At 72.8% G+C, this 23,524-nt stretch carries 21 protein-coding genes and 1 pseudogene; 11 read left to right on the forward strand and 11 right to left on the reverse strand.

All coding sequences use genetic code 11. The annotated features are described in order from the left end of the window. The first annotated feature begins 317 nt into the window (after positions 1–317). Both ACN27G_RS28005 and ACN27G_RS28010 read left to right on the forward strand, forming a co-directional pair. On the forward strand, positions 318–1,277 hold the full coding sequence (locus tag ACN27G_RS28005) for a hypothetical protein (RefSeq protein ID WP_421495716.1): 960 nt from the start codon (positions 318–320) through the stop codon (positions 1,275–1,277). Further along, positions 1,277–2,242: a hypothetical protein gene (locus ACN27G_RS28010; RefSeq protein ID WP_421495717.1), complete on the forward strand. Its 966-nt coding sequence runs from the start codon at positions 1,277–1,279 to the stop codon at positions 2,240–2,242. The genes ACN27G_RS28005 and ACN27G_RS28010 overlap by 1 nt, the downstream gene beginning before the upstream one ends. 82 nt (positions 2,243–2,324) lie before the next feature. Here the strand turns inward: ACN27G_RS28010 and ACN27G_RS28015 are convergent, their stop codons facing one another. The 3 genes from ACN27G_RS28015 to ACN27G_RS28025 form a co-directional block, all read right to left on the reverse strand. Then, positions 2,325–3,173, reverse strand: a complete 849-nt coding sequence (locus ACN27G_RS28015) for a menaquinone biosynthetic enzyme MqnA/MqnD family protein (protein WP_421495718.1) — start codon at positions 3,171–3,173, stop codon at positions 2,325–2,327. Further along, on the reverse strand, positions 3,170–4,510 hold the full coding sequence (locus ACN27G_RS28020; RefSeq protein WP_421495719.1) for an MFS transporter: 1,341 nt from the start codon (positions 4,508–4,510) through the stop codon (positions 3,170–3,172). The genes ACN27G_RS28015 and ACN27G_RS28020 overlap by 4 nt, the downstream gene beginning before the upstream one ends. A 63-nt stretch (positions 4,511–4,573) precedes the next feature. Then, positions 4,574–5,155 (reverse strand): ArsR/SmtB family transcription factor, encoded by a 582-nt coding sequence (locus tag ACN27G_RS28025; RefSeq protein WP_421495720.1) that lies wholly within the window; start codon positions 5,153–5,155, stop codon positions 4,574–4,576. 243 nt (positions 5,156–5,398) lie between these two features. On the opposite strand from ACN27G_RS28025, the gene ACN27G_RS28030 reads away from it, so the two are divergent. The 6 genes from ACN27G_RS28030 to ACN27G_RS28055 all read left to right on the forward strand — a co-directional run bounded on the left by ACN27G_RS28030 (position 5,399) and on the right by ACN27G_RS28055 (position 11,863). Then, positions 5,399–7,396, forward strand: a complete 1,998-nt coding sequence (locus tag ACN27G_RS28030; protein ID WP_421495721.1) for a HelD family protein — start codon at positions 5,399–5,401, stop codon at positions 7,394–7,396. A gap of 418 nt (positions 7,397–7,814) precedes the next feature. Then, on the forward strand, positions 7,815–8,909 hold the full coding sequence (locus tag ACN27G_RS28035; protein ID WP_421497486.1) for a serine hydrolase domain-containing protein: 1,095 nt from the start codon (positions 7,815–7,817) through the stop codon (positions 8,907–8,909). Between the two features lie 130 nt (positions 8,910–9,039). Beyond that, entirely contained in the window at positions 9,040–9,855 is an 816-nt protein-coding gene (locus ACN27G_RS28040) for a transporter (RefSeq protein WP_421495722.1), read from the forward strand. Continuing rightward, on the forward strand, positions 9,852–10,178 hold the full coding sequence (locus ACN27G_RS28045; protein ID WP_421495723.1) for a transcriptional regulator: 327 nt from the start codon (positions 9,852–9,854) through the stop codon (positions 10,176–10,178). The genes ACN27G_RS28040 and ACN27G_RS28045 overlap by 4 nt, the downstream gene beginning before the upstream one ends. Continuing rightward, a complete protein-coding gene (locus ACN27G_RS28050; RefSeq protein ID WP_421495724.1) occupies positions 10,175–11,113 on the forward strand; it encodes an ABC transporter ATP-binding protein in 939 nt (312 codons plus the stop codon). Before ACN27G_RS28045 ends, ACN27G_RS28050 begins: the two co-directional genes overlap by 4 nt. Positions 11,114–11,125: 12 nt before the next feature. Next, a complete protein-coding gene (locus ACN27G_RS28055; protein WP_421495725.1) occupies positions 11,126–11,863 on the forward strand; it encodes an ABC transporter permease in 738 nt (245 codons plus the stop codon). Here the strand turns inward: ACN27G_RS28055 and ACN27G_RS28060 are convergent. Beyond that, positions 11,860–11,994: a hypothetical protein gene (locus ACN27G_RS28060; protein WP_421497626.1), complete on the reverse strand. Its 135-nt coding sequence runs from the start codon at positions 11,992–11,994 to the stop codon at positions 11,860–11,862. The two genes, ACN27G_RS28055 and ACN27G_RS28060, sit on opposite strands and share 4 nt — an antisense overlap. 236 nt (positions 11,995–12,230) lie before the next feature. Here ACN27G_RS28060 and ACN27G_RS28065 point away from each other — a divergent pair. After that, positions 12,231–12,492, forward strand: a pseudogene (locus ACN27G_RS28065) (IS5/IS1182 family transposase); the annotation flags it as partial. A gap of 252 nt (positions 12,493–12,744) precedes the next feature. On the opposite strand, the gene ACN27G_RS28070 reads toward ACN27G_RS28065, so the two are convergent. The 3 genes from ACN27G_RS28070 to ACN27G_RS28080 form a co-directional block, all read right to left on the reverse strand. Next, positions 12,745–13,581 carry an ABC transporter ATP-binding protein gene (locus tag ACN27G_RS28070; protein WP_421495726.1) on the reverse strand — a complete coding sequence of 279 codons (837 nt, stop codon included), beginning with the start codon at positions 13,579–13,581 and terminating at the stop codon, positions 12,745–12,747. Next, the gene (locus ACN27G_RS28075; RefSeq protein ID WP_421497487.1) at positions 13,578–14,612 is read right to left on the reverse strand and encodes a FecCD family ABC transporter permease; all 1,035 of its coding nucleotides are present in this window, start codon (positions 14,610–14,612) and stop codon (positions 13,578–13,580) included. The genes ACN27G_RS28070 and ACN27G_RS28075 overlap by 4 nt, the downstream gene beginning before the upstream one ends. A gap of 122 nt (positions 14,613–14,734) precedes the next feature. Then, complete coding sequence (locus tag ACN27G_RS28080; protein WP_421495727.1) at positions 14,735–15,670, reverse strand: ABC transporter substrate-binding protein; 936 nt, start codon at positions 15,668–15,670, stop codon at positions 14,735–14,737. 383 nt (positions 15,671–16,053) lie between these two features. On the opposite strand from ACN27G_RS28080, the gene recQ reads away from it, so the two are divergent. Then, on the forward strand, positions 16,054–17,916 hold the full coding sequence (gene recQ, locus ACN27G_RS28085; protein ID WP_421495728.1) for a DNA helicase RecQ: 1,863 nt from the start codon (positions 16,054–16,056) through the stop codon (positions 17,914–17,916). 39 nt (positions 17,917–17,955) lie between these two features. Here recQ and ACN27G_RS28090 read toward each other — a convergent pair whose 3' ends face one another. Continuing rightward, positions 17,956–19,869: a M14 family zinc carboxypeptidase gene (locus tag ACN27G_RS28090; protein ID WP_421495729.1), complete on the reverse strand. Its 1,914-nt coding sequence runs from the start codon at positions 19,867–19,869 to the stop codon at positions 17,956–17,958. A gap of 209 nt (positions 19,870–20,078) precedes the next feature. On the opposite strand from ACN27G_RS28090, the gene ACN27G_RS28095 reads away from it, so the two are divergent. Then, complete coding sequence (locus ACN27G_RS28095) at positions 20,079–21,440, forward strand: C39 family peptidase (protein WP_421495730.1); 1,362 nt, start codon at positions 20,079–20,081, stop codon at positions 21,438–21,440. Between the two features lie 117 nt (positions 21,441–21,557). Here ACN27G_RS28095 and ACN27G_RS28100 read toward each other — a convergent pair whose 3' ends face one another. The 3 genes from ACN27G_RS28100 to ACN27G_RS28110 form a co-directional block, all read right to left on the reverse strand. Then, complete coding sequence (locus ACN27G_RS28100; RefSeq protein WP_421495731.1) at positions 21,558–21,842, reverse strand: DUF4229 domain-containing protein; 285 nt, start codon at positions 21,840–21,842, stop codon at positions 21,558–21,560. 14 nt (positions 21,843–21,856) lie between these two features. After that, positions 21,857–22,285, reverse strand: coding sequence for a hypothetical protein (locus ACN27G_RS28105; protein ID WP_421495732.1), 429 nt, complete (start codon positions 22,283–22,285; stop codon positions 21,857–21,859). A 128-nt stretch (positions 22,286–22,413) separates the two neighbouring features. Continuing rightward, positions 22,414–23,472, reverse strand: a complete 1,059-nt coding sequence (locus ACN27G_RS28110; RefSeq protein WP_421495733.1) for a WxL protein peptidoglycan domain-containing protein — start codon at positions 23,470–23,472, stop codon at positions 22,414–22,416. Positions 23,473–23,524: the final 52 nt, after the last annotated feature.

Below are 23,524 nucleotides of genomic sequence, written 5' to 3' on the forward strand. Positions count from 1 at the left end.
CGGGACGGCCGGGACCAAATGTCGCACTGATGGGTGAATGAAACTGGTCACAGGTCCCGGATATTCGGCATCTATTACCACATAGCTGGTGATTTCTCCCCTGTATCGAAGGAGTCCTCGGCTTCACCATCTGGCGGATCGGGCTGCGGCACGTAAACTTTCCCCGTTCCGTCCTGTCGCCTCCCCCGGCAGGCCGGACACGGAGCACCGCCGGTGTGGGGCTGGCGGGGCCGCGTCGACACCACCACCGGCAGCAACAGCACGAGGCAGCCTGCGGGACTGTCTCGCCCCCGACCTCACCCTTGGAGCCCCGACTCATGCGTCCCCGCGTGATCCTGGCGCTCGCCATCACGGCAGTCGTGCTTGGCGGCCTACTGATCGTCCCCGCCGCGTACGCCCGGCTGGTCGACCCCGCGGGGACGCTCGCCTCGGGAGAGTCGGCGCTGACCGGGATCGAGCCGTCCACGCCACCGCCGCCGACACTGGCCGCCGCGTCGGTGACCGTTCGCGGTGTCGACGGCTTCTTCTCCTGGGCGCTCCTCGACCGCGAGAGCGGAAAGATCTCCGGGGCCAAGAACATGACCTCGACCAACTCGACCGAGTCGATGATCAAGGTCTGGATCGTCGCCGACTACCTCCGCCGACTCGGCGACAAGACGCCGCCGGAGTCGATGTTGCGGGCGGGCAGCACCGCGATCCGGGACAGCGACGACATCTCGGCGGAGCGGCTCTACAGCCTGGGTGGCCGGGGCGCGGTGATCGACCGCCTGATCAAGATGTGCGGCCTGACCGACACCCGCAAGGTCGTGCCACCGGGCGAGAAGTCCGTCTGGTGGAGCTACACCGAGATGTCGCCCCGGGACGCGGTGCGGATGGGCGAGTGCGTCAAGGACGGCACCGCCGCCGGACCGACGTGGACCAAGTGGGTGCTGGACGAGATGGCCAAGGTACGCGGCACCACCGCCCGGAAGGACCAGAAGGCCAAAGAGGCCGGCGGGCGCTGGGGGATCATCGACGGCCTGCCCAAGGGGGTCCTGGCGCAGGGGCCGGTCGCGATCAAGAACGGCTGGACGTTGATCTTCGCCGACGGCAAGTGGCACCTCAACTGCCTGGCGATCAGTGACGACTGGGTGCTTGCCGTGATGACCCGGTACTCCGGCCGCAAGGGGCTCGACTACGGCGCCGACGTCTGCGCCAGCGTCGCCAGCCAACTGGTCACGCCGCAGCCCGGTGCGGTGCTCAGGGTCCCGCAGCCCCTCACCGTGGCGAAGCCCTGATGAGCCACGAGGAACGCGCCGCGCGGCGCCGGAGCCGGGCCCACCGCAGCACCCTGCTCCGGCTGGCCCTGTTCACGGGCGTACTGCTGGCCATGGTGCTGGCCGGGCTCCGGCTGATGCCGGGCTCGCCGTTCGCCAGCACCGCCGCCGCCAAGTGGGGGGAGCCGTCGTCCAGCACCACCGGCTCCAGCCGCACGACCCCGGGCGGGCGGCCGAGCACGCCCACCCCGACGCCGAGCCCGGAACTGCCGCCGCTGCCGGTGGCCCCGACCGATGTGGACATCAGCAAGGACGGCTGGTGGAACTGGGCGCTGATGGACACCCGGACCGGCAGGATCTCCGGGTCGGACAACATGGACGAGACCAACCCGACCGCCTCGATGATCAAGGCATGGATCGGCGCGGACTACCTGCGCCGGGCCGCCGAGAAGGGCGGAACCCCGAGTGACAGCCGGCTGAACCAGGTCTCGATCATGATCCGGGACAGTGACAACAACGCCGCGCAGACGCTCTACGAACTGAACGGCGGCACCGCGTCGATCAAGCGTTTGATCAGCATCTGCGACCTGACCGACAGCAGCCCGGCCGCCGACGGCGGCTGGAGCCGTACCGCGCTCTCGGCCCGGGACACCGCGCGGATGGGTGCCTGCATCGCCGACGGGCGGGCAGCCGGTCCGAAGTGGACCAAGTGGCTCCTCGACGAGATGCGCGCCGTACGCGGGGTCGGCAACTTCGGCATCCGCAAGGCGTTCCCGGCCGCCGAGCAGAAGGGCATCGGGATCAAGAACGGCTGGGTGGACCGGCAGCGCGAGCAGAGGTACACGGTCAACTGCCTGGCCATCGGCGACGGCTGGACGATGGCGGTGGAGACCCGCTACGCGCTCGACCTCGGCTACACCTACGGGGCGAAGATCTGCGAGGACGTGGCCCGGCAACTTCGCGCCGCCGCCTCCGACGCCGGCTGAAGACGCCTCCGACGCCGACTGAAGACGCCTCCGACGCCGGCTGGGACCGGCCGTGCCCGCCGTCGGTCCGACCGCTGCCCGGTCAGGCGGAGTAGAAGGCCGGGCCGTCGACCGGTAGGGCCGGGACACCGGCCAGGTCGACGGCGCGGCGGGCGAACTCCCGCAGCCCGGCCACCTGCCGCTGCCCGAGCGAGAAGTCGAGCGTCCTGAAGTAGGTGGCGAGGGTGCCCGCGTCGAACGGCTCCCACCGGGCCGCCGCCTCGGCCACCTCGTCGAGTTCGGCGAGGCAGAGGTCCCGGGAGCGCAGGAACGCCTGGTGTACGTCCTTGACCTGCCCCGGGTGCCCGGCGGCGAAGTCCCGACGGACCGCCCAGACGGCGAAGACCATCGGCAGCCCGGTCCACTCCCGCCACGCCTGCCCGAGGTCGGTCACCGCCAGGCCGCGGCGGGGCGCCTCGTAGAGGGCACGCAGGGCGACGTCGCCGATCAGCACGCCGGCCTCGGCCTCCAGCAGCATGGTCGTCAGGTCGGGCGGGCAGCTGAAATATTCCGGCCGTACGCCGTACTGGTCGGCGAGGAGCATCCGGGCCAGCAGCACCCCGGTCCGGGAGGTGGAGCCGAGGGCGACCCTGGCGCCGTCCAGCTCGGCCAGCGGCCGGGTCGAGACGATGTTGACCGAGAGCACCGGGCCGTCGCTGCCGACCGCCAGATCCGGCAGGAGCAGCAGCTCGTCGGCGTGCCTGAGGTATTCGACAAGGGTTATCGGGCCGATGTCGAGGTCACCGGCGACCAGGGCGGCGCTCAGCCGCTCCGGCGAGTCCTTGTGCAGCTCGACGTCGATCAACGCGCCGGAGCGCATCAGCCCCCAGTAGATCGGCAGGCAGTTGAGGAACTGGATATGTCCTACCCGGGGTCGCCGCAGCTCGGTCATGACCCGACCGTAGCCGTCGGCTCGACCGGCCGCCCGGCCGACCGGGACGGAAGTGGCGCGGGACGCAGGCGGGTCCGTTCCCGCCGGGTGGCCCGGAGCACGACCGGGGTCACGGCGGCGACCACGGCCAGGCCGGCGAGCCCGGTCGCCGCGACCAGCGGCCGGGGCGGGAACCCGGCGAGCAGCACTCCGCCGGCCAGGTAGCCGAACATCCCGGCGCCCTGGATCGCGGCGTTCTGGGCGGCGAAGGCCCGGCCCCGCGCCTCCGGCGGCACCCGGTTGGTCAGCACCAGCGTGCAGAAGACGTTCAGCCCGCCGTTCGCGACGCCGCCGGCCAGCCAGAGCGGGACCAGCCAGCCGGCCGCCGGCACGGTGGCGCCGATCGCGATGGGCAGGCACGCCGCGCCGAGCATCACCAACACGGCCTGGACCAGGGCACCGTCGTCCCGGGCCCGCCGGGCGGGGCCCGCCAGCAGCCAGGCGCCGGCCAGCATGCCGGCGGTCCAGGCCGCACTGACCAGGCCGAACGCCGTGGTCGAGGCGTGCAGGGTCTCGCGTACGTAGAACACCTCGACCACGTTGGCCATGCCCACCCCGGCCGCCGTCGCCGCGACCGCGAGCACCATCGTCGCCAGCAGCGGATCGCGGCGCAGCCGCCAGGCCGGTGCCGGCGGGCCGGACCCGGCGGCGACCGGCACCCCGAGCCCGGTGGTGGGCGACGCCGTCGCCGGCCGGCCGCCCCGGTGGGTACGCAGCAGCAGCCCGGCCGCGATCAGCGCGAGATAGCTGCCGGCGTCGAGCAGCAGCGGAATCCGGGCACCGAACTGCCCCACCAGCAGCCCGGCCAGGGCCGGGGCGATCAGGATGCCGACCGAACCGGCGGTCTGGTTGATCGCGCTGGCCCGGGGCAGGTCGGCCCGGCGCACCATCTCGGGCAGCAGCGCGGCCAGGGTCGGCTGGGTCACCGCCAGCCCGCAGGCGAGCAGCGCGGCGAGCAGCATGATCACGTACGGATCGCCGACGAAGGCGAGCGCGGCGCAGACGATCGCCTGGCCGGCACCGGCGCAGACCAGCAGCGTGCGGCTCGCCACCCGGTCGGCGAGCCGGCCGGTCAGCGGGGCGAGCAGCACCAGCGGCAGGGTGGCGGCCAGCAGCACCCCGGAGACCACCAGCCCACCCGCCCCGGCGGTCTGGAGGGCGAGCGCCAGCGCGGTCGCGGCGAGAAAGTCTCCGCAGGTCGACACGGCCCGAGCGCCGGCCGCCAGGTAGACGTCGCGCCAGCAGGAGACCGCCGGAATCTCCCCGCGCGGGACGACACCGGCAGTTGTGAAGGACATACTTCGAAAGTAATCCTTCACAACTGCCGGTCGCAAGCACCGGACGTGCCGATACCGCCGGGGTCACTCCATCGGCAGCGCCGCGTAGTGGACCATCACCGGACGGGAACCCTCCGGCGGGTCGACCCGCTCGCGGCGCCGGTACGGGCGCATCAACTCCCGGATCGCGTCGTTCAGCTCCGTCAACTCCCCGGCGGTCAGCATCAGCACCGCGCCGCCGTACTGGGAGGCGTCATACCACTCCTTCGGCTCCTCGCCGGCACGCCGGGCCCACTGTCGGATCCGCTCCATGTCGCGGGCGGCGTAGACCTCGACCAGGGTCTCCAGGGCGGCCTTCGCCTCCGGCGACGCGTCCCGGCCGGCCTCGACGCCCCAGGAGCCGACGCTGCTGCGCCAGAGCCGCTCCCGGGCGTCGCCCCGGCTCGGCGCCTGCTCGACCAGGCCGAACTTCGCCAGCTCCCGCAGGTGGTAGCTGACCGCGCTCGGCGAGAGCCCCACGATCTCGGCACACTCGGTGGCGGTGACGGCCGCCCCGGTGGTGCTCAGGTGTTCCATGATCCCCAGCCGGGCAGGGTGCGCCAGGGCCCGCATCACCTGCGGGTCGCTGATCATCATCGGGCGCTGTTCCACCGGACGTTCGGTCATGCCGCCATGATTCCGCCTCCGGTACAACCCGGGGCAGGGGCCCGACCTCCCAGCTACCACAGACTGTTCGTGGTACCCGGAAAATCAGTGGAACGGGTGCCGGGCCGCAGGTAGGCTGGCTGGCCGCTTGACGGCCGAGGTGAGAATGCACCGCAGCGGACGTCTCCGCGCCGGGTGCCGGCCATCCGCCCCCGGACACGCGAGCGAGCAGCCGACGCGCAGCCGCGCCGATGGGAAACCAGCATGCCCGCACACGATCTCGACACCGACCTGGAGCACGAACGCACGCACCTGGCCGCCTCCCGGGCCGCCCTGCGGCGGATGCGGGAGCACGCCGAGTCGCTCTTCCGCACCGGCCAGGACGTCGCCGGGGACGCGTACGCGGCCGAGACGCTCGGCCGGACCCTCTCCCGGCGGGTCGCCGAACTCGCCGACGACCCGAACACCCCACTCTTCTTCGGCCGGCTCGACTTCGCCGACGCCAGCCACCACATCGGCCGCCGGCACGTCACCGACCCGCGCGGCGAGCCGATGGTGCTGGACTGGCGGGCCCCGATCTCCCGCGCGTTCTACCGGGCCAGCGTCCGGGACCCGCAGGGGGTCGCCGTCCGGCGGCGGTTCGGCTTCGGCGGCGGCGAGCTCACCAGCTTCGAGGACGAACACCTGGACCGGGGCGAGGAGTACGGCACCCGCAGCCGGATCCTCACCGCCGAGATCGAACGCCCCCGGGTCGGGCCGATGCGGGACATCGTCGCCACCATCCAGCCCGAGCAGGACGAGCTGGTCCGGGCCGACCTGGCCGACTCGATCTGCGTGCAGGGCGCACCGGGGACCGGGAAGACGGCGGTCGGGCTGCACCGGGCGGCGTACCTGCTCTATCTGCACCGGGAGCGGTTGCGCCGCTCCGGCGTGCTGGTGGTCGGGCCGAACCGGGCCTTCCTCTCCTACATCTCCGCGGTGCTGCCCGCGCTCGGCGAGGTCGAGGTGACCCAGGCGACCGTCGAGGACCTGCTTCCCACCCCGGTACGCGGGGTCGACCCGCCGGCCACCGCCGCGCTGAAACACGACCCCCGGATGGCCGAGGTGCTGCGCCGGGCCCTGGTCGGTCAGCTCCGCACCCCGGAGGAGCCGATCGTGGTCTCCGACGGCTCCTACCGGTGGCGGGTCACGGCCGAGGCGCTGCGCCGGGTGGTCGAGGAGGCCCGCCGGGAGCGGCTGCCCTACGCCACCGGCCGGGACCGGGTCCGGGCCCGGGTCGTCGGCCTGCTGCAACGGCAGTCGGAGGCGCGCCGGGGCGACTCGCCCGGCGAGGGCTGGCTGCGCCGGATGGGCCGGTCGGTGCCGGTCACCGAGTTCCTCGACCGGTGCTGGCCGGCGGTCACCCCGGACGGGCTGCTGCACCGGCTGCTCGCCGACCCGCAGGCGCTGGCGACCGCCGCCGACGGGCTGCTCAGCGAGGCCGAGCAGGCCCTGCTGAGCTGGCCGAAGCCGCCCCGCACCCCGAAGGCGGCGAGGTGGAGCGCCGCCGACGCCGTCCTCGTCGACGAGGCCGCCGGGCTGGTCGAGCGGCTGCCCAGCTTCGGGCACGTGGTGGTCGACGAGGCGCAGGACCTCTCGCCGATGCAGTGCCGACTGATCGCCCGGCGTAGCGAGCACGGCTCCGTCACGCTCCTCGGCGACCTCGCCCAGGGCACCGCGCCGTGGGCCGCCACCGACTGGCGGGAGACGCTGCGGCACCTCGGCAAGCCGGACGCCTCCGTGGTGTCGCTGACCCTCGGCTTCCGGGTGCCGGCCGCCGTGCTGGCGCTGGCCAACCGGCTGCTGCCGGCGCTCGCCGTCGACGTACCGCCGGCCGAGTCGCTCCGCTCCGACGGCGCGCTCGACATCCGTACCGTGACCGACCTGCCGGCCGCGACGGTGGCCGAGGTGCGCGCGGCGCTGGCCCACGACGGCTCGGTCGCGGTGATCGCCGCCGAGGACGAGGCGGAGCGGCTCCGCGTGGCGCTGGCCGGGGCCGGCATCCCGACCACCACCGTGGACGAGGTCGTGGCGGCGGCGCGGGTCACCGTCGTCCCGGCCACCCTGGCGAAGGGCCTGGAGTACGACCACGTGATCGTGGTGGAGCCGGCCCGGATCGTGGCGGCGGAACCGCGCGGCCTGCACCGGCTCTACGTGGTGCTGACCCGGGCGGTGTCCCGGCTCGCCGTGCTGCACACCGCGCCGCTCCCCGCACCGCTCTGACGCCGAGGCGTGTTAGGAAGGGCCCCCGCATATACAAAAAGCGATAAGAAGGGGCCCTTCCTTGCACCGCGTCCGCCGCGGGGTGGAACCCGGCGGCGGAGCCGGTGCCGGCGGATCGTCCACGGTGCCGAGACGCGGTTCGGCAACGAAGTGGACGTTTCCACCGGGCCGGGCGGGACATGATTCGGAGAAGAACCCGACACCTGCCTGGGGAGGATCCGTGAACGCGTTCCGTCCGTACCAGTCCCGACGCGACTTCCTGCGTACCGCCGTGGGGTCGAGCGTGGCGGCGACCGCGGTCGCCGCCGGCGCCGCTCCGGCGGTGGCCGCTCCGGCCGGCACCGCACCCACCGGCTCCGGTGGTTCGCTGCCGGACGAGGCGCTCCGCGCCGGGCTGCGGGCGATCACCGATGCCGGGATGCCGGGTGTCCTCGCCGAGGTGCGCGACGGCCGCGCGACCTGGCGGGGTGCGAGCGGCGTCGCCGACGTGACCACCGGCCGGCCGATGCGTCCGGACCTGCTGCACCGGGTCGGCAGCATCACCAAGACGTTCGTGGCGACCGCACTGCTGCAGCTCGTCGCCGAGCGCCGGCTGGTGCTCGACGCGCCGCTGCGCCGCTACCTGCCCCGGCTCGCCCCGGACGGGGTGACCGTGCGGATGCTGCTCGACCAGACCAGCGGGATCAACGACTACGACCACGTCATCTTCGGCACGGTGGAGGGCATCGAGAAATACCAGCACACCACGATCCGGCCACGCGAGCTGGTCGAGATCGGGCTGGGCCAGGAGCCGACGAACCCGCCCGGTGCCCGGCACTCCTATTCCAACACCAACTACATCCTGGCCGGGCTGCTGCTGGAGCGGATCACCGGGCGGCCGGCGACCGTCGAGGTCCGCCGCCGCGTGCTGCGCCCGCTCGGCCTGTGGCGCAGCTCCTTCCCGGGTACGGACCCCACGATCGACGGCCCGCACTCGGCCGGGTACGTGCCCTGGGTCGACGGCACCCTGCGGGACTTCAGCGTCTACAACATGTCCTGGGCCTGGACGGCCGGGGCACTGGTCTCCACCACCACCGACCTGAACAGGTTCTTCCGGGCCCTGCTCGGCGGCCGGCTGCTCCGCCCGGCCGAGCTGGCACAGATGCGCCGGACCGTGCCGGCCGACCCGACCGCCCCGGACGGCGTCGGCTACGGGCTCGGCCTGCTCAGCCTGCCGCTGCCGGGCGGGCTCGTCTGGGGGCACGACGGGGTGGTGCTCGGGCACCAGACGATGTCGCTGCACTCGCCGGACGGCCGCCGCCAGGTCACCGTGGCGCTGAACGCCACCCACTACTGGGTGCCGGGGCAGCCCGACCCGATCAGCGAGGCGCTCTTCGGGTTCCTGTTCACCGCGTTCGGCGAGCCGGCGACGGCGCTGCGTGCCCTCACCGGCCGACCCGGGCACGGGCTGCTGACCCCGGCCCCGGGCACGGCGGCCCTGGCCGCCCCGCTGCCGGCCCTGTCCACGCGCTGACGCCGCTGCCGCCCCGCCCCACGCGCTGACGCCGCTGCCCGCCGTGTTGCGGCGGGGATCGGCGCCCGGTGCCGCAGCGACCGAAAACTAGTTGGCGCGGTCGTGGAGTTTGTGTTGTAAACTCGTTTACATGACCGGGAACTTTGAGCACGAGCCCATCGACCACCGCGACGAACTGCCGCCGCCCGATCCGGCCGCCGCGCTCCGGTTGATCGCCGACCAGCAGGCCGAGGCGGCCCGCAAGCTCAACCCGAACCTGCTCTGGTACTACTGGCCCTGGGGATTGGCCTGGTTGATCGGCTTCGGCCTCTTCTTCCTGCGGTTCGGGCCGGACGGCCGGGTCTTCGTCGACCTGCCCAGCTGGCTGCCCCTGCTCACGCTTCTCGGCCTGCTGATCGCCGCCGGGATCGTCTCCGGGATCGTCGGTGGCCGGACCTACGGCCAGGTCACCGGCGATTCCAAGCGGCGCGGCCTCTGGTACGGCCTGGCCTGGGGACTCGGCTTCAGCGGCATCAGCTCGGTGCTGGGCCAGGTCTCCGACCAGCTGCCCGACGACGCCGCCGGACTGCTCTGGGCGGGGGTCACGGTCGGCCTCACCGGCGCCCTGCACATGGCCGGCGGCGCGATCTGGCTGGACCGCAACCTCTTCCGGCTCGGCGTCTGGATCAGCGTCATCAACATCGCCGGGATGGTCGCCGGGGTCGGCTGGCATGCCCTGGTGATCTCGCTCCTCGGCGGCGGCGGGATGCTGGCGGCCGGCGTCCTCTTCCTGCTCCGCGACCGTCGGCGCGGCCGGGCCCTCACCGCCGGCCTGGCGGGCACCGCCAGCGGCGGAGCCGCCCGGGGCGAGGGCTCCCAGAGCGACGACCCCCGGGGCGAGGGCTCCCAGAGCGACGACCCCCGGAGCGAGGGCTCCCGCAGCGACGACCCCCGGAGCGCCCGGTGAGCGCCGGCCCTCCGGAGCTCGATCCGGTGATCCACGCACAGGCCCGGCTGCGGGTGACGGCCACCCTCGCCACGCTGCACGGCGGCGACCGGATCGCCTTTCCCCGGCTCCAGGACATCCTCCAGATGACCGCCGGCAACCTCTCGGTGCACCTGCGCAAGCTCGAGGAAGCTGGCTACGTCGAGATCGTCAAGACCCATCACGGCCGTACCCCGACCACGCTCGTCGGGCTGACCCGGCGCGGCCGGTTCGCCTTCGAGGAATACACCCTCGCCGTCCGCGCCCTGCTCGATCCGCCTCAGACGGAGGAGAAGAAGCCATGATCCTCGCCCGCGCCGTCCAGGCCACCCGCCGGTACGGCGACGTCACCGCCCTCGACCGGGTCGACCTCGACCTGCCGGCCGGCGAGCTGGTCGGCCTGCTCGGCCCCAACGGCGCCGGCAAGAGCACCCTGCTGAGCCTGCTGGTCGGGCTGCGCCGGGTGCACTCCGGCCGGGTCGAACTCTTCGGCGGTGACCCTCGCGACCCGGCCCACCGGCGGCAGATCGGCATGACGCCGCAGGAGACCGGCCTGCCGCCCACCCTGCGGGTCGGCGAGGTGGTCGACTTCGTCGCCGCGCATTACGCCGACCCGGTGCCCCGGGCCGAACTGCTCGGCCGGTTCGGCCTCGACGACCTGGTCCGGCGTCAGACCGGCGGGCTCTCCGGCGGGCAGAAGCGCCGGCTCGCCGTGGCGCTGGCCTTCGTCGGCCGCCCCCGGCTCGTCTTCCTCGACGAACCGACCACCGGACTGGACGTCACCGCCCGCCGCGAACTCTGGGACGGCATCCGCCAGTTCCACGCCGACGGCGGCACGGTGCTGCTCAGCAGCCACTACCTGGAGGAGATCGAGGCGCTGGCGCACCGGGTGGTGGTGCTCGGCGGCGGGCGGGTGCTCGCCGACGACACGGTCGGCGCGGTCCGCGACCTGGTCGGCGTGCACCGGGTCAGCCTGGTCACCCCGGAGCTGCCGCCGCTGCCCGGGGTACGCGGCTTGCAGCGGATCGACGGGGTGACCCACCTGATCACCGCCGACGCGGACCAGCTCGTCCGCGACCTGGTGCGCAGCGGCGCACCCTTCTCCGGCCTGGAGATCCGGCCGACGAGCCTGGAGGACGCCTTCCTGCACATCACCGGTGCACAGCCCACCGCCGGTGCGCCCTCGGCCGCCCGAGCACGGCCCGGGCACCGGCCCGCCGCCCAACCCGCCGACGCCTGACGGAGGATCGACGTGCGACTCGCGCTCGTACACACGAGATATCAACTGCTGGAGACGGTACGGATCCCGATCGCGCTGGTCGGCAGCGCCTTCTTCCCGGCCGCCTCGATGCTCTTCTTCGTCGTCCCGTTCAGCGGTGACGACCCGGTGATCGCCACCTACGCCACCGCCTCGATGGTCACCTTCTCGGTGATGACCACCAACATCTTCCAGTACGGCATCGGGGTGGCCGAGGACCGCGCGCAGCCCTGGGATCCGTACCTCCGTACGCTGCCCGCCGGTGCCGCGCCCCGGTTCGCCGGCCGGATCCTCGCCGGCCTGCTCCTGACCATGCTGTCGCTGATCCCGGTGGTGGTGATCGGCGCGCTGGGCACCGCGGCCCGGGTGACCGGGCCGGCGTTCCTGGCCGCGCTCGGCACGGTCGTCGTGGCCGCGGTGCCGTTCACCCTGATGGGGCTCGCGATCGGCTACTCGCTGCCGAGCAGGGCCGCCATCGTCGTCGCCCAGGTGCTCTTCTTCCCGCTGGCGGTCGGCGGCGGCCTGCTCTTCCCGCCCGACCAGTCACCGGGATTCATCCAGACGATCGCCCCGTTCCTGCCGACCCGGGGCGCGGTGGAGCTGATGTGGGCGGCGGTCGGGGACTTCCCGGTCAACCCGCTCTCGTTGACGATGCTCGGTGTCTGGATCGTGGTGCTGGCCACGATCGCCGGCTGGGCGTACCGCCGCGACGAGGGACGGCGGTTCAGCTAGTGTCCTGAGTCGGTGGATAGGTGATTAAGTCGGGTGCAGTACACGGCGAGGCTGTCGAGGATCTCGTCGGCGGTTTTGACCCAGACGAACGGCTTCGGGTCGGCGTTCCATGCCTCGCTCGGGTCGCTCATGTCGGTGAGGTGGGTTTGGCCGGGGCATAGACCCGGTCTGCCGCAGCGTAGATGGCGTCGATGTCAGCGTCGGGGGGAAATCGGCCGGCGAGTTCGAGGTCGACAAGGCCCTTGATGGTGGCCCAGGCAACACGAGCCATGTCTCTGTCACCGCAGAAGGCGGCGACGAGCGGTGCCGCAGCGCGTTCTTCCAGGCCGACGGGCAGTTTCGCCCGGCTGAGAGCCCGGTCGTTAACCGGTTGCGGGCCTCCGGGCGGCCGGACCGGATCTTCGACGCGGTCCGGCAGGTCGTCGTGCAGACCGGCGTGTTGAAGGGCAAGACCCGCCGAGCGCTGGACTCCGTGGTGTTCGATGACGCGGTCGCCACCCAGGACACCATCACCCAGCTGATCGCCGCGATGCGCCGGGTCCGCCGCGAGGTGCCGGGGTTCGGGCGTGATCATCGCGGACCGCTGTCACCCGCATGACTGGGACGATCCGGGCAAGCCGCGGATCGCCTGCTCGCCCAAGACCCCGACATCACGCCCGGCCAGGACCTCGAGGTCCTGGGTGACACCGCTTACGGCATCGGCGAGGCTCGGGCCGCCCTCGAACACGCCGGGCACACCCCGATCGTCAAACCCGCCCCGTTACGCCCCGCCGTCGCTGGCGGGGTTCCAACCACACGCTGTGACCTACCACCGCTCGACAGCCTCTTGAAACACCGTCCCCGTCACCACTGACTCCGCCACCCCCAAAAACCGGAATTGCTCAGTGGTCTCCTAGCCGCCCCCGCGGACGGTCGATGGCACGCCGGGTCCGGACCGGGACGACGAGGGGGCCGTGCTCGCCCTCGATCACCCGCACCCGGGCCCGGTAGTGCGCGCCGAGGATGTCGTCGGTGAGCACCTCCCGGGGCGGGCCGTCGGCGACCACCGCACCGGCGGCGAGCAGCACCATCCGGTCGGCGTACTCGCCGGCGACCGAGAGGTCGTGCATGCTGGCCAGCACGGTCAGGCCGTCGTCGGTGCGGAGCCGGTCGACGAGTTCCAGCACCTCCTGCTGGTGACCGATGTCCAGCGCACTGGTCGGCTCGTCGAGGAGCAGCAGCGGGGCGCCCTGGGCCAGCGCCCGGGCCAGGAAGACCCGCTGCCGCTCCCCGCCGGAGAGCGTCGCCAGCGGCCGGGCGGCGAAGCCGGTCAGGTCCAGCCGGTCGAGGACGTCGTACGCCACCGCGAGGTCGGCGGCGGACTCCCGGCCCAGCGGCGGCACGTACGGGGTACGGCCGAGCAGCACGTAGTCGAGCACCGCCATCCCGGCCGGTACGACCGGGGACTGCGGCACGGTCGCCACCGTGCGGGCCCGGTCCCGGCGGCGGAGCCGGGCGATCGGCGTACCGAAGAGGGAGATGGAGCCGGTGCCGGCCGGCAGCAGCCCGCCGACCGCGCGGAGCAGCGTCGACTTGCCGGCTCCGTTGGGTCCGATCACGGTGACCCACTCCCCGGCCCGGACCGACAGCTTCACCCCGGTCAGGATCGGCACCCCGCCGAGGGTGACGCCGAGCCCGGTCACCTCGACCGCGGCCGTGCCCGGGGCAGCGGCGGTCATTCCGCCACCCGCCGGGTGGTGCGGAGCACGATGGCGAAGAACGGGCCGCCGAGCAGCGCGGTGACCACGCCGATCGGGATCTCGGCCGGCGCGGCCACGGTACGCGCGGCCAGGTCGGTCAGGGTCAGGAAGGCGCCGCCGAAGAGCACCGAGAGCGGCAGGATCGCCCGGTAGCTCGCCCCGGCCAGCATCCGCACGGTGTGCGGGACGATGATGCCGACGAAGCCGATCAGCCCGGAGACCGAGACGGCGGCGGCGGTGCCGAGCGAGGCGGCGGCGACCAGCAGCAGCCGGGAGCGCTGCGGATGCAGCCCCAGGCTGCCCGCCTCGTCGTCGCCGAGGGCCAGTACGTCGATTTCGCGCCGGTGCACCAGGACCACGGCGGTGGTGAGGACCGCGTACGGGAGCACCACCAGCACGTCGTGCCAGCCGGCGGTGGCGAGCCGGCCCAGCATCCAGGAGTAGACCTCCTGGATGCTCTCCGCGTTGCGTTGCAGCAGGTAGGTCTGGCCGGCGGCGAGGAAGGCGGAGACCGCCACCCCGGCCAGGATCAGCGTGGCCGGTGAACGGTCCCTTCCGCCGGCCGCGCCGAGCAGGTAGGTCAGCAGCACCGCGCCCAGCGCACCGACGAACGCGGCGAGCGGGACGGTGACCGGCAGCCCGACCGTGACGTCGGCGCCGGTGACGCCGCGTACCACGATCACGGCGGTGACCGCGAGGCCGGCCCCGGCGGCGACGCCGAGCAGGTGCGGGTCGGCCAACGGGTTGCGGAAGACGCCCTGGTAGCAGCCGCCGGCCAGGGCCAGCATCCCGCCGACCAGCAGGCCGAGCACCACCCGGGGCAGCCGCAGCTCGGTGACGATCGCGATCTCGCGCTCGTGCAGGCCGCTGTCCAGGTGCACCCCGGGTACGAGGTTCAGCAGCTCGACCGCGACGCTGCCCGGCGGCAGGCTGACCGGCCCGAACGCGATCCCGGCCAGCGCGGCGACGACCACCGCGCCGAAGCCGGCCACCAGCCACCGGCGGTGCAGCCCGGCCGGCCGGGCCGGCCGGGCTGCACCGGGCGGGCGGCCCTTCCGGGACGCCCGTCCGGTGCCGGACGCTGCACCCGGTGCGGTGCCGGCCGACGCGTCCGGTGCGGTGCCGGCTGCGCTCAAGCGGGGACCTTGGCGACCGCGTCCACGATCGACCGGAGCAGGTCGACGACCCGGGGGCCCCACCGGGACGCGATGTCGTCGTCGAGCGGGACGATCCGGTTGTCGCGCACCGCGGTCATCCCGGACCAGCCCTTGCGGGCCGAGACGGTCTGCGCGGACTGCTGGCAGCACTTCGTGTCGGCCAGGAAGACCAGGTCGGGATCTGCCGCGATGATCGCCTCCTCGGCGAGCTGCGGATAGCCGCCCTTCGACCCGTCGGCGTCGGCCGGGTCGGCGATGTTCTCCAGCCCGACCATCGTGAAGAGCGAGCCGACGAAGGTGCTGCTGGTCGCCGTGTAGTACTCCGGACCGAGTTCGTAGAAGTAGCTCAGTTTCGCCGACCGCTGCGGCAGGTCCCCGACCAGCTTCGCGACGTCGCCCTTCATCCGGGTGACCAGGTCGGCCGCCTCCGTCGGATGGCCGGTGAGCGCGCCGAGGTCGGTGATCTGCCGGTACGTGTCGTCAAGCGTTCCCGCCGCCGGTGCCAGGTAGTACGGGATCTTCAGCTGGCCGAGCTGATCGACGATCTTGTTCAGGTCGTTGGTCAGCACCACCAGGTCGGGGTTCTTCGCCGCGACCGCCTCGGCGTTCGGGGTGAACGCCGACAGCTCGGTCCTCGGCGCGTCGGCCGGATAATTCGAGTTGTCGTCGGCGGCGGTGACCTGGTCACCGGCGCCGATCGCGAAGAGCATCTCGGTGGCGGTCGGCCCGAGTACGACGATCTTCTCGGGTCGCTCGTCGAGGGTGAGTGTGCCCACCGTCACCGGATATTCGGCACCGCCGGCGCCGGAGGTCGGCTCCGGGCCGGGATCGTCGGTGGCACAGCCGGCCAGGGCCAGCACCACGCCGGCCAGCAGCGCGGCCAGCAACCGGGGCATGCGTCGTCGGGACATCACATCGGTCCTCCTGTCGGGTGAGGTCTGGTGCTCCGCCGACAGGTGCCGCTGCGCCCGCCTGCGGGGCGCCCTTCCTCGAAGGCGCTTTCCGCGACCGCACCGCAGGCGACCTGGCTCATCCTCGCCATGGTCCGGCGCGTGCCGCGACGGCGCGGCGGGCGGACGGACGGACGGGAGGCATCACAGTTGCGGGACAGCGCCGGTTTCGCACCGGCTTCGCTGCGGGGTGGTCGGGGTGAACGGTAGCGCATCCGCTCCGTGACCCCGGGCCGGCGGCTCCGTGACCCCGGCCCGGCAGCTCTGTGACTCCGGCCCGGCGGCTCTGTGACCCCGGCCCGGCCGGCCGGTTTCCGTCGGGCGGTGCTCGTAGAATCCGGCGAATGGCCCTCCCCATCACCGATGGCGACCAACCGCCCGATCGCGCTCTCGAGGTGCTGCGCCGGGTCTTCGGCTACGACAGCTTCCGGGGCGAGCAGCGGGAGATCATCGAGCAGCTCGTCGGCGGCGGCGACGCGCTGGTGCTGATGCCGACCGGTGGCGGCAAGTCGCTCTGCTACCAGATCCCGGCCCTGTTGCGTGACGGGGTCGGTGTCGTCATCTCGCCGCTGATCGCGCTGATGCAGGACCAGGTCGACGCCCTGACCACCCTCGGGGTCCGCGCCGGCTTCCTCAACTCCACCCAGGACCTCGACGATCGCCGGCTGGTCGAGTCGGCCTTCCTCGCGGGCGAGATCGACCTGCTCTACCTCGCGCCGGAGGCGCTGCGCGCCGAGTCCGTGCTCCGGCTGCTCGACCGGGGCACCATCGCGCTCTTCGCCATCGACGAGGCGCACTGCGTCGCCCAGTGGGGCCACGACTTCCGTCCCGACTACCTGGCACTGTCGATGCTGCACGAGCGATGGCCGGCGGTGCCCCGGATCGCGCTGACCGCCACCGCCACCCCGGAGACCCACGCCGAGATCGCGGCCCGGCTCAACCTCAAGGACGCCCGGCACGTCGTCGCCAGCTTCGACCGGCCCAACATCCAGTACCGGATCGTGCCGAAGCGGGAGCCGAAGAAGCAGCTCCTCGACCTGCTCCGCACCGAGCATCCCGGCGACGCCGGCATCGTCTACTGCCTCTCCCGGGCGTCGGTGGAGAAGACCGCCGAGTTCCTGGTGCAGCAGGGCATCGCCGCCCTGCCCTACCACGCCGGCCTCGACGCACGCACCCGGGCCGCCAACCAGCAGCGCTTCCTCCGCGAGGACGGGCTGGTGATGGTCGCCACGATCGCCTTCGGGATGGGGATCGACAAGCCGGACGTCCGCTTCGTCGCCCATCTCGACCTGCCGAAGTCGGTCGAGGGCTACTACCAGGAGACCGGTCGGGCCGGCCGCGACGGCCTGCCGTCGACCGCCTGGCTGGCGTACGGGCTCGCCGACGTGGTGCAGCAGCGCAAGATGATCGAGACCTCGGACGGCGACCTCGCCCGCCGCCGGGCGCTCGGCGCGCACCTCGACGCCATGCTGGCGCTCTGCGAAACCGTGCAGTGCCGGCGGCTCCAACTGCTCGGCTACTTCGGCCAGCAGGGCGAGGCGTGCGGCAACTGCGACACCTGTCTGACCCCGCCGGAGTCCTGGGACGGCACCATCGCGGCGCAGAAGCTGCTCTCCACCGTGCTGCGCCTGCACCGCGAGCGCGACCAGCGGTTCGGCGCCGGCCAGTCCATCGACATCCTGCTCGGCCGGCGCACCGACAAGGTCGTCCAGCACCGGCACGACGCGCTCAGCGTCTTCGGCATCGGCACCGAGCTGACCGAGTCCGAGTGGCGCGGGGTGGTGCGGCAACTGCTCGCCCAGGGGCTGCTGGCGGTCGAGGGCGACTACGGCACGCTGGTGCTCACCGAGGCGAGCGGGGAGGTCCTCGGCCGGCGGCGCACGGTGATGATGCGCCGGGAGGCGCCCCGGGCCGCGTCGGGCGGCCGGAGCGCGTCGGCCGGCCGGGCCGCGAAGGCGGGCGCCGGCACCGCCGCCGTCGCGCTGCCGCCGGGCGCCGAGCCGGTCTTCGAACGGCTCCGGGCCTGGCGGGCGGCGACCGCCAGGGAGCAGGGCGTGCCGGCGTACGTCATCTTCCACGACGCGACGCTGCGGCAGATCGCGGCCGAGCCGCCGACGACCCTGGCCGAACTGGCCAAGGTCAACGGGGTCGGGGAGAACAAGCTCGCAAAGTACGGCCAGCAGATCCTGGACACCCTCGCGGACTAGCTCCCCCCGCCGCCGACGATCATGGTGGGGAGGACGTGGTCAGGAGGACGTGATCGTGACGTTGTCGACGGCCGCCTCGACCAGGCTGGCGGAGGAGGCGTCGGCGGCCTGGACCAGCAGCCGCACCGTCTGGCCGGCGTACGCCGACAGGTTGGCGCTGGCCGTGCTCCAGCTGCCGTTGCGGTTGCTGGCCGCACCGGCCTGGTTGAACAGCTGGGTCGTGCCACCACTGTGCACGACGCTCACCCGGAAGTAGTCCGCGGAGGACGAGTTGGAGCCGTGCGCGAGATACCAGGCCAGGGAGAGCGTCAGCGTGCCGCTGCCCGGCAGGGTGATCGCCGGTGACTGGGCGCTGGTCACCCCGCCGTCGAGGTCGTGGTCACCGGCGCCCGAGCCGGCCAGCCTGCCGGTGACCAGGTCGTTGCTGCCCGCGTACGGGGCGAGCTGCTTGGCGCCGCTGGAGGTGGTCGGCTGGGCCGTACCCCGTTCCCAGGCCCCGGTGGTGGCGGTGTCGGTGCCGGCCGGGTTGACGGTCCAGCCGGTCGCGGTCTCGAAGGTGTCGGACCAGACGGTGGTGCCGCCACCGCCGGTGCCGCAGTACGTCGCCTGGAGCCCCACCACCCGGTACGGGCAGTCGGCGTACTCGCTCAGGATCAGCACCGCCTCCCGGTTGCGGGAGGTCTGCGCCGGGATCACCTCGTCCGGCGGGTAGAAGCCGCCGCCACCGGCCGAGCCCGGGTACATCTCGAAGGTGTACGCGAAGATGTTGTGGGTGGCCCACATCCAGTCCAGGCTGTCCCCGTCGGTGATGTAGAGGTCGCTGGACTGTTCCGGGGTGTAGCCGTTGGTGGCCGCCATCTGCTGGCCGAGGGTGCGGAAGACCCGCTCCTGGTCGGCGTTGAGCCCCGGCCCGGTGTTCGCGGTCGTGTAGCCGTACGGCCAGAGCACCAGCTGCGAGTAGGTGTGGAAGTCGATGTTCACCTTGATCTGCTGGGTGCCGCCGACGACCCGGCTGTTGACGAAGTCGCGCAGCCGGGCGGTCTCCGGCGCGGAGAACGCCGACGGCCCCCGGTAGGTCTCCGAGGAGGTCGAGCCGGAGGAGCCGCCGCAGCAGCCCCAGTTGTAGCCCCAGTTGCGGTTGAGGTCGGTGCCGACGTACGACGAGCCGCTGTTCGGCTGCCGGTTCTTCCGCCAGGACCGGTAGGAGCCGGTGGCGATGTCGTACTCGCTGCCGTCCGGGTTGACGGTCGGGACGATCCAGATCTCCCGGGTGTTGACGATGTTGGTGATCCGGGAGTCCGAGCCGTAGTTGTCGGTGAAGAGGTTGAGCAGGTAGATCGCCATCTCGACGGTCAGGTGCTCGCGGGCGTGCTGCTGGGAGTTGAAGAGGATCTCCGGCTCGTTCTCGTCGGTGCCGACGTTGTCGGAGATCTTGATGACCGGCAGGTCGCGCCCCTCGTAGGAGGTGCCCATGCTCGACCGGCGGGCGATCGTCGGATGGTCCGCGACCACCTGGTTGATCACCGTGTTCAGCTCGGCGTAGTTGTGGTACGCCGAGTCGGCCGGCGGGAAGTCGAGGACGCCGACGTCCCCGTCGTGCTGGTGCTGGCCCCGGTCCGGCGGCGCCGGTACGGCCGCCACCTCGAAGCCGAGTGCCGTGATCGCCTTGACCTCGGCGGGCGTCGCGGTGACGTAGAGCGCGCCGTGCTCGGCGTAGTCGATCGAGGTGCCGGTGGCCGCCACCGCGTTCCGGTCGGCGAGGGTACGCGGACCGGTCACCCGGTATTCGGCGCTGGCGACCTGTTCCGCCTCGGCCCGGTCCGGCCGGGCGCTGGCGGCGCCGGCAGGGCCGAGGCCGGCCACGACGAGTCCGAGCACGACGGTGCCGGCGAGCGCGCCGACCCTGGCCCGACGCCGGATCGACGGGCCGGGTCTTTCGGTGCGGACGAGCATGTAAAACCTCCTGGGGGTAGGGAGGACTCCGCTGGGTAGTGCACACTGCACCACCCGTACCATGGTCATATCAATATCGATCACTTCATGTCCCATGCCAGTCTGACCCTCACGCCGGCAAAGATTTTCTTTGCCTGAACATCTGGCGAAAGTTCTCGACGGACGGGATAGTGACGACAGGACCCGACCTTCGTCCCCGCGGAGCATCGATGGCCAGTTCCCCGAACCCGATCAGCCGGCGCACCTTCACCCTCGCCGGCCTCTCCACCCTCGCCATGCTCGGCACCGGCGTGCCGACCCGGGCCGGCGCGACACCCGGCCGTCCCCGACCGGTCCCGCACGACGAGCAGATCACCTGGCAGGAGTGGTCCGGCTACGCCGACTGGCGGCGCGGGACCCACCGGGGCACCGTCGCCGTCCCCGGCGCACGCACCGGAATCACCATGCTGCGCCCGGCCGGCAGCACCGAATACACCGACCCGCACACCGGGACCACCCGCACCTGGTCGTACGCCACCTGGACCTCGCCGGTCACCCCGGTCGGCTTCGACGCCAGCGAGCTGGTCGCCTCGTGGAACGCCGAGACGCCGGCCGGCACCTGGATCCAGGTCGAACTCCAGGGCACCTACAACACCGGCGAGCTGACCCCCTGGTACGTGATGGGCCGGTGGGCCGCAGGCGACCAGGACATCCGGCGCGCCACCGTCAACCGGCAGGGCGATCCCTGGTCGACGATCTGGACCGACACCTTTTCGATCGACGACGTGGCGAACGGGGTGCTGCTGCGGGCGTACCAGCTCCGGCTGACCCTCTACCGGGCGCCGGAGAACCGGCGGTCGCCCCGGGTCCGGATGCTCGGCGCGATGAGCTCGATGGTGCCGGACCGGTTCACCGTGCCGGCGAGCGCCGGCCGGATCGCCTGGGGCCGGGAGCTGGCCGTCCCCCGCCACTCCCAGAACATCCACGCCGGCCACTACCCGGAGTACAACGGCGGCGGGCAGGCCTGGTGCTCACCGACCTCCACGGCGATGGTGCTGGAGTACTGGGGCCGCCGGCCCTCGGCCGAGGAGACCGCCTGGGTCGACCCCGACTATCCGGACCCGACGGTCAACCACGCCGCCCGAATGACCTACGACTACGCCTACTCCGGCTGCGGCAACTGGCCCTTCAACACCGCGTACGCCGCCTCGTTCCCCGGGCTGGAGGCGAAGGTGACCCGGCTGCACTCGCTGGACGAGGTGGAGCACCTCATCGCCGCCGGCATGCCGGTGATCACCAGCCAGTCCTTCCTGGCGGAGGAGCTGGAGGGGGCCAACTACGGCACCTCGGGGCACCTCTTCGTGGTGGTCGGCTTCACCCGCGACGGCGACGTGGTGGTCAACGATCCGGCGTCGTCCAGCAACGACGTGGTGCGCAACGTCTACCGGCGGGACCAGTTCGAGCAGATCTGGCTGCGTACCAAGCGGATCAACGCCAACGGCGGTGTCTCCGGCGGGTCGGGCGGGATCGCGTACCTGATCAAGCCGTGGTGGAAGCCCTGGCCGAGGCTGGCCGGCTCGACGAACTGGTAACCGCACGGCTGCGGTGGGGCGGTGGCCGCACCGGTGGAGCACACCTGGGGAGGAGCATCGACCCCGTACCCGGTCAACGACGCCCGGGTGCGGGGTCGGTGCCGGTCCGGCCCCGGCTCAGCCCGGCTTGTCGGTCGGCTTTTCCGGGCCGGCCGCTCCCTCGTCGCCCGCCAGGGCGGCGCGGAGCCGCTCCTTCTCGGCCCGCCGCCGCTCCGCGGCCCCGGCCAGCTGCTGGGCCATCTCGTCCCGCCAGCCCCGGAGCAGGAAGAACGCCAGCGCGGCGGAGAAGGCCACCGCCAGCATGAGCTTGAGGAAGATGTTCATCTCGACCGGCCAGAGCGCCAGGGCGACCGCCACGAACAGCCCGAGCCGGCCCAGCGTGTACTTCACCGCGGGACTCATCGTCGCATCTCCGATCAGTTCGTCCGGCCGGCGAGCCAGCGGACGCCGACAAACCAGACCAACGCGTACGCCACGGCGAAGACCGCCGCGGCCAGCCCGCCCGAGACGAGTGGTGGGGTGGAGGCGGCCAGCCCGGCCGCGAGCAGCCCCGTGGTGATCCCGACGGCCGCGGCCACCAGCGCCGCCGCGATCCGGGCCGGACCGAAGCTCCAGGCGCGGAACTCCTCGACGAAGATCCAGGCCGGCAGGATCACCGCCAGCCACCCGCTCGCCTCACCGAAGTCGCCGAGGCCGAGCAGGGCGAACCCGGCGTCGAAGACCAGCAGGCCGAGCAGCCCGACGACCACCCCGGCCAGAGCCACCCCGAGCAGGTCGGCGAGCACCACGATCCGCCCCCGGTCGTCCCGCCGGGGGAAGGGCGCCCGCTCACTCCGCTCGCTCACGACGGCACTCCGCTGTGCTGCGTGCCGCCATCGGGCACCTCGGCACTGAGCTGGCTGATTCGCTCGCTGCGCTCGCTCATGACCCATCGAGGGTACGCGAGCCCAGGCGCGCCCCACAGAAAGGGCGGCTACCCGACGGCGCCCCGGACCCCTACCACCGGGTCCGGGCGGTCGGCGGGGCCACCCTCCCGGGCCGGCGACCGCTCGACCGGCTCGACCGTCCGGCGGCGACGCCGCCACCGGAGCAGGGCCAGCACCGCACCGACGACCCCGACGAGCAGACAGAGCAGCGTCCAGGGAACGTGCCAGACCGTCCCGCTGCTGACCAGCACGGGCAGCGGCCCCTGGCTGGTCGAGGCGGCGACCCGCACCGTACCGGTGATCATGCCAGCCGGCAGCACGCCGTCGACCCGCTGGACCAGGGTGACCCGCGCCCCGGGAAGCATCTCCGGCAGGGGCACCTCCCGGTCGCCGGCGAGCGGCAGGCCGAACGGGCCGGTGGCGCTCACCCGCGCGGTCCCGCCGGCCCGGACGTTGCCGGGGTTGACCACCTGATAGGTGATCGTCGCCGGGCCCCGGGTGAACGGCAGCCACGGGTTCGCGTACCGGACCTCGACCGCGGTGACGTCGACCATCGGGGCCAGCGGCCCGTTCACCCGGAGATAGATCCGGGCGCCGACCCGGCGCTCGACGTTGACCCGTTGCCCCTCGGCGTTGGTCTGCTCCTCGACGACCCCGGCGACTATCCCGGCGGCGTGGTCCCCGGGGGTCGCGTTGCCGGGGACGGTCAGCCGGAACGGCAGGACGGCCCGCTCACCCGCGCGCAGGGTCCGGGTCTGCCGGCCGAGGTCGACCCAGGCGCCGACGTCGTGCGCCGGCTCGCTGGCCGGTGGCAGCGCGAACGCCCCGTCCGCCGAGGTGGCGGCGTCGGTGGCGTAGACGGTGAAGGTGAGCGGCCGGCCGGCCCGGTTGGTGACGACGACACGGTCGTCGATCCGCTGGCCGGGGGTGAGCACGTAGTTGAACTGGCTGCGCGGGCTTCCGCCGGCCGCCGGTTCGACGGTCCACCGGAACTCGTCGCCCGGAGCGGCGGCACCCGCCGGGCCGGGCAGGGCCGTACCGGTCAGCAGGCTGACTGCGGCGGCGGCCAACGCGGCGACGACCCGGCGCGATCGGTGTGCGGTCATGCTCTCTCCTCGTTCGCCCCGACGACCCCGTCGGCCGGGGCCGGCCGGCACC

It is taken from the genome of Plantactinospora sp. WMMB334, from assembly GCF_049179095.1.
Taxonomy (GTDB): domain Bacteria; phylum Actinomycetota; class Actinomycetes; order Mycobacteriales; family Micromonosporaceae; genus Plantactinospora.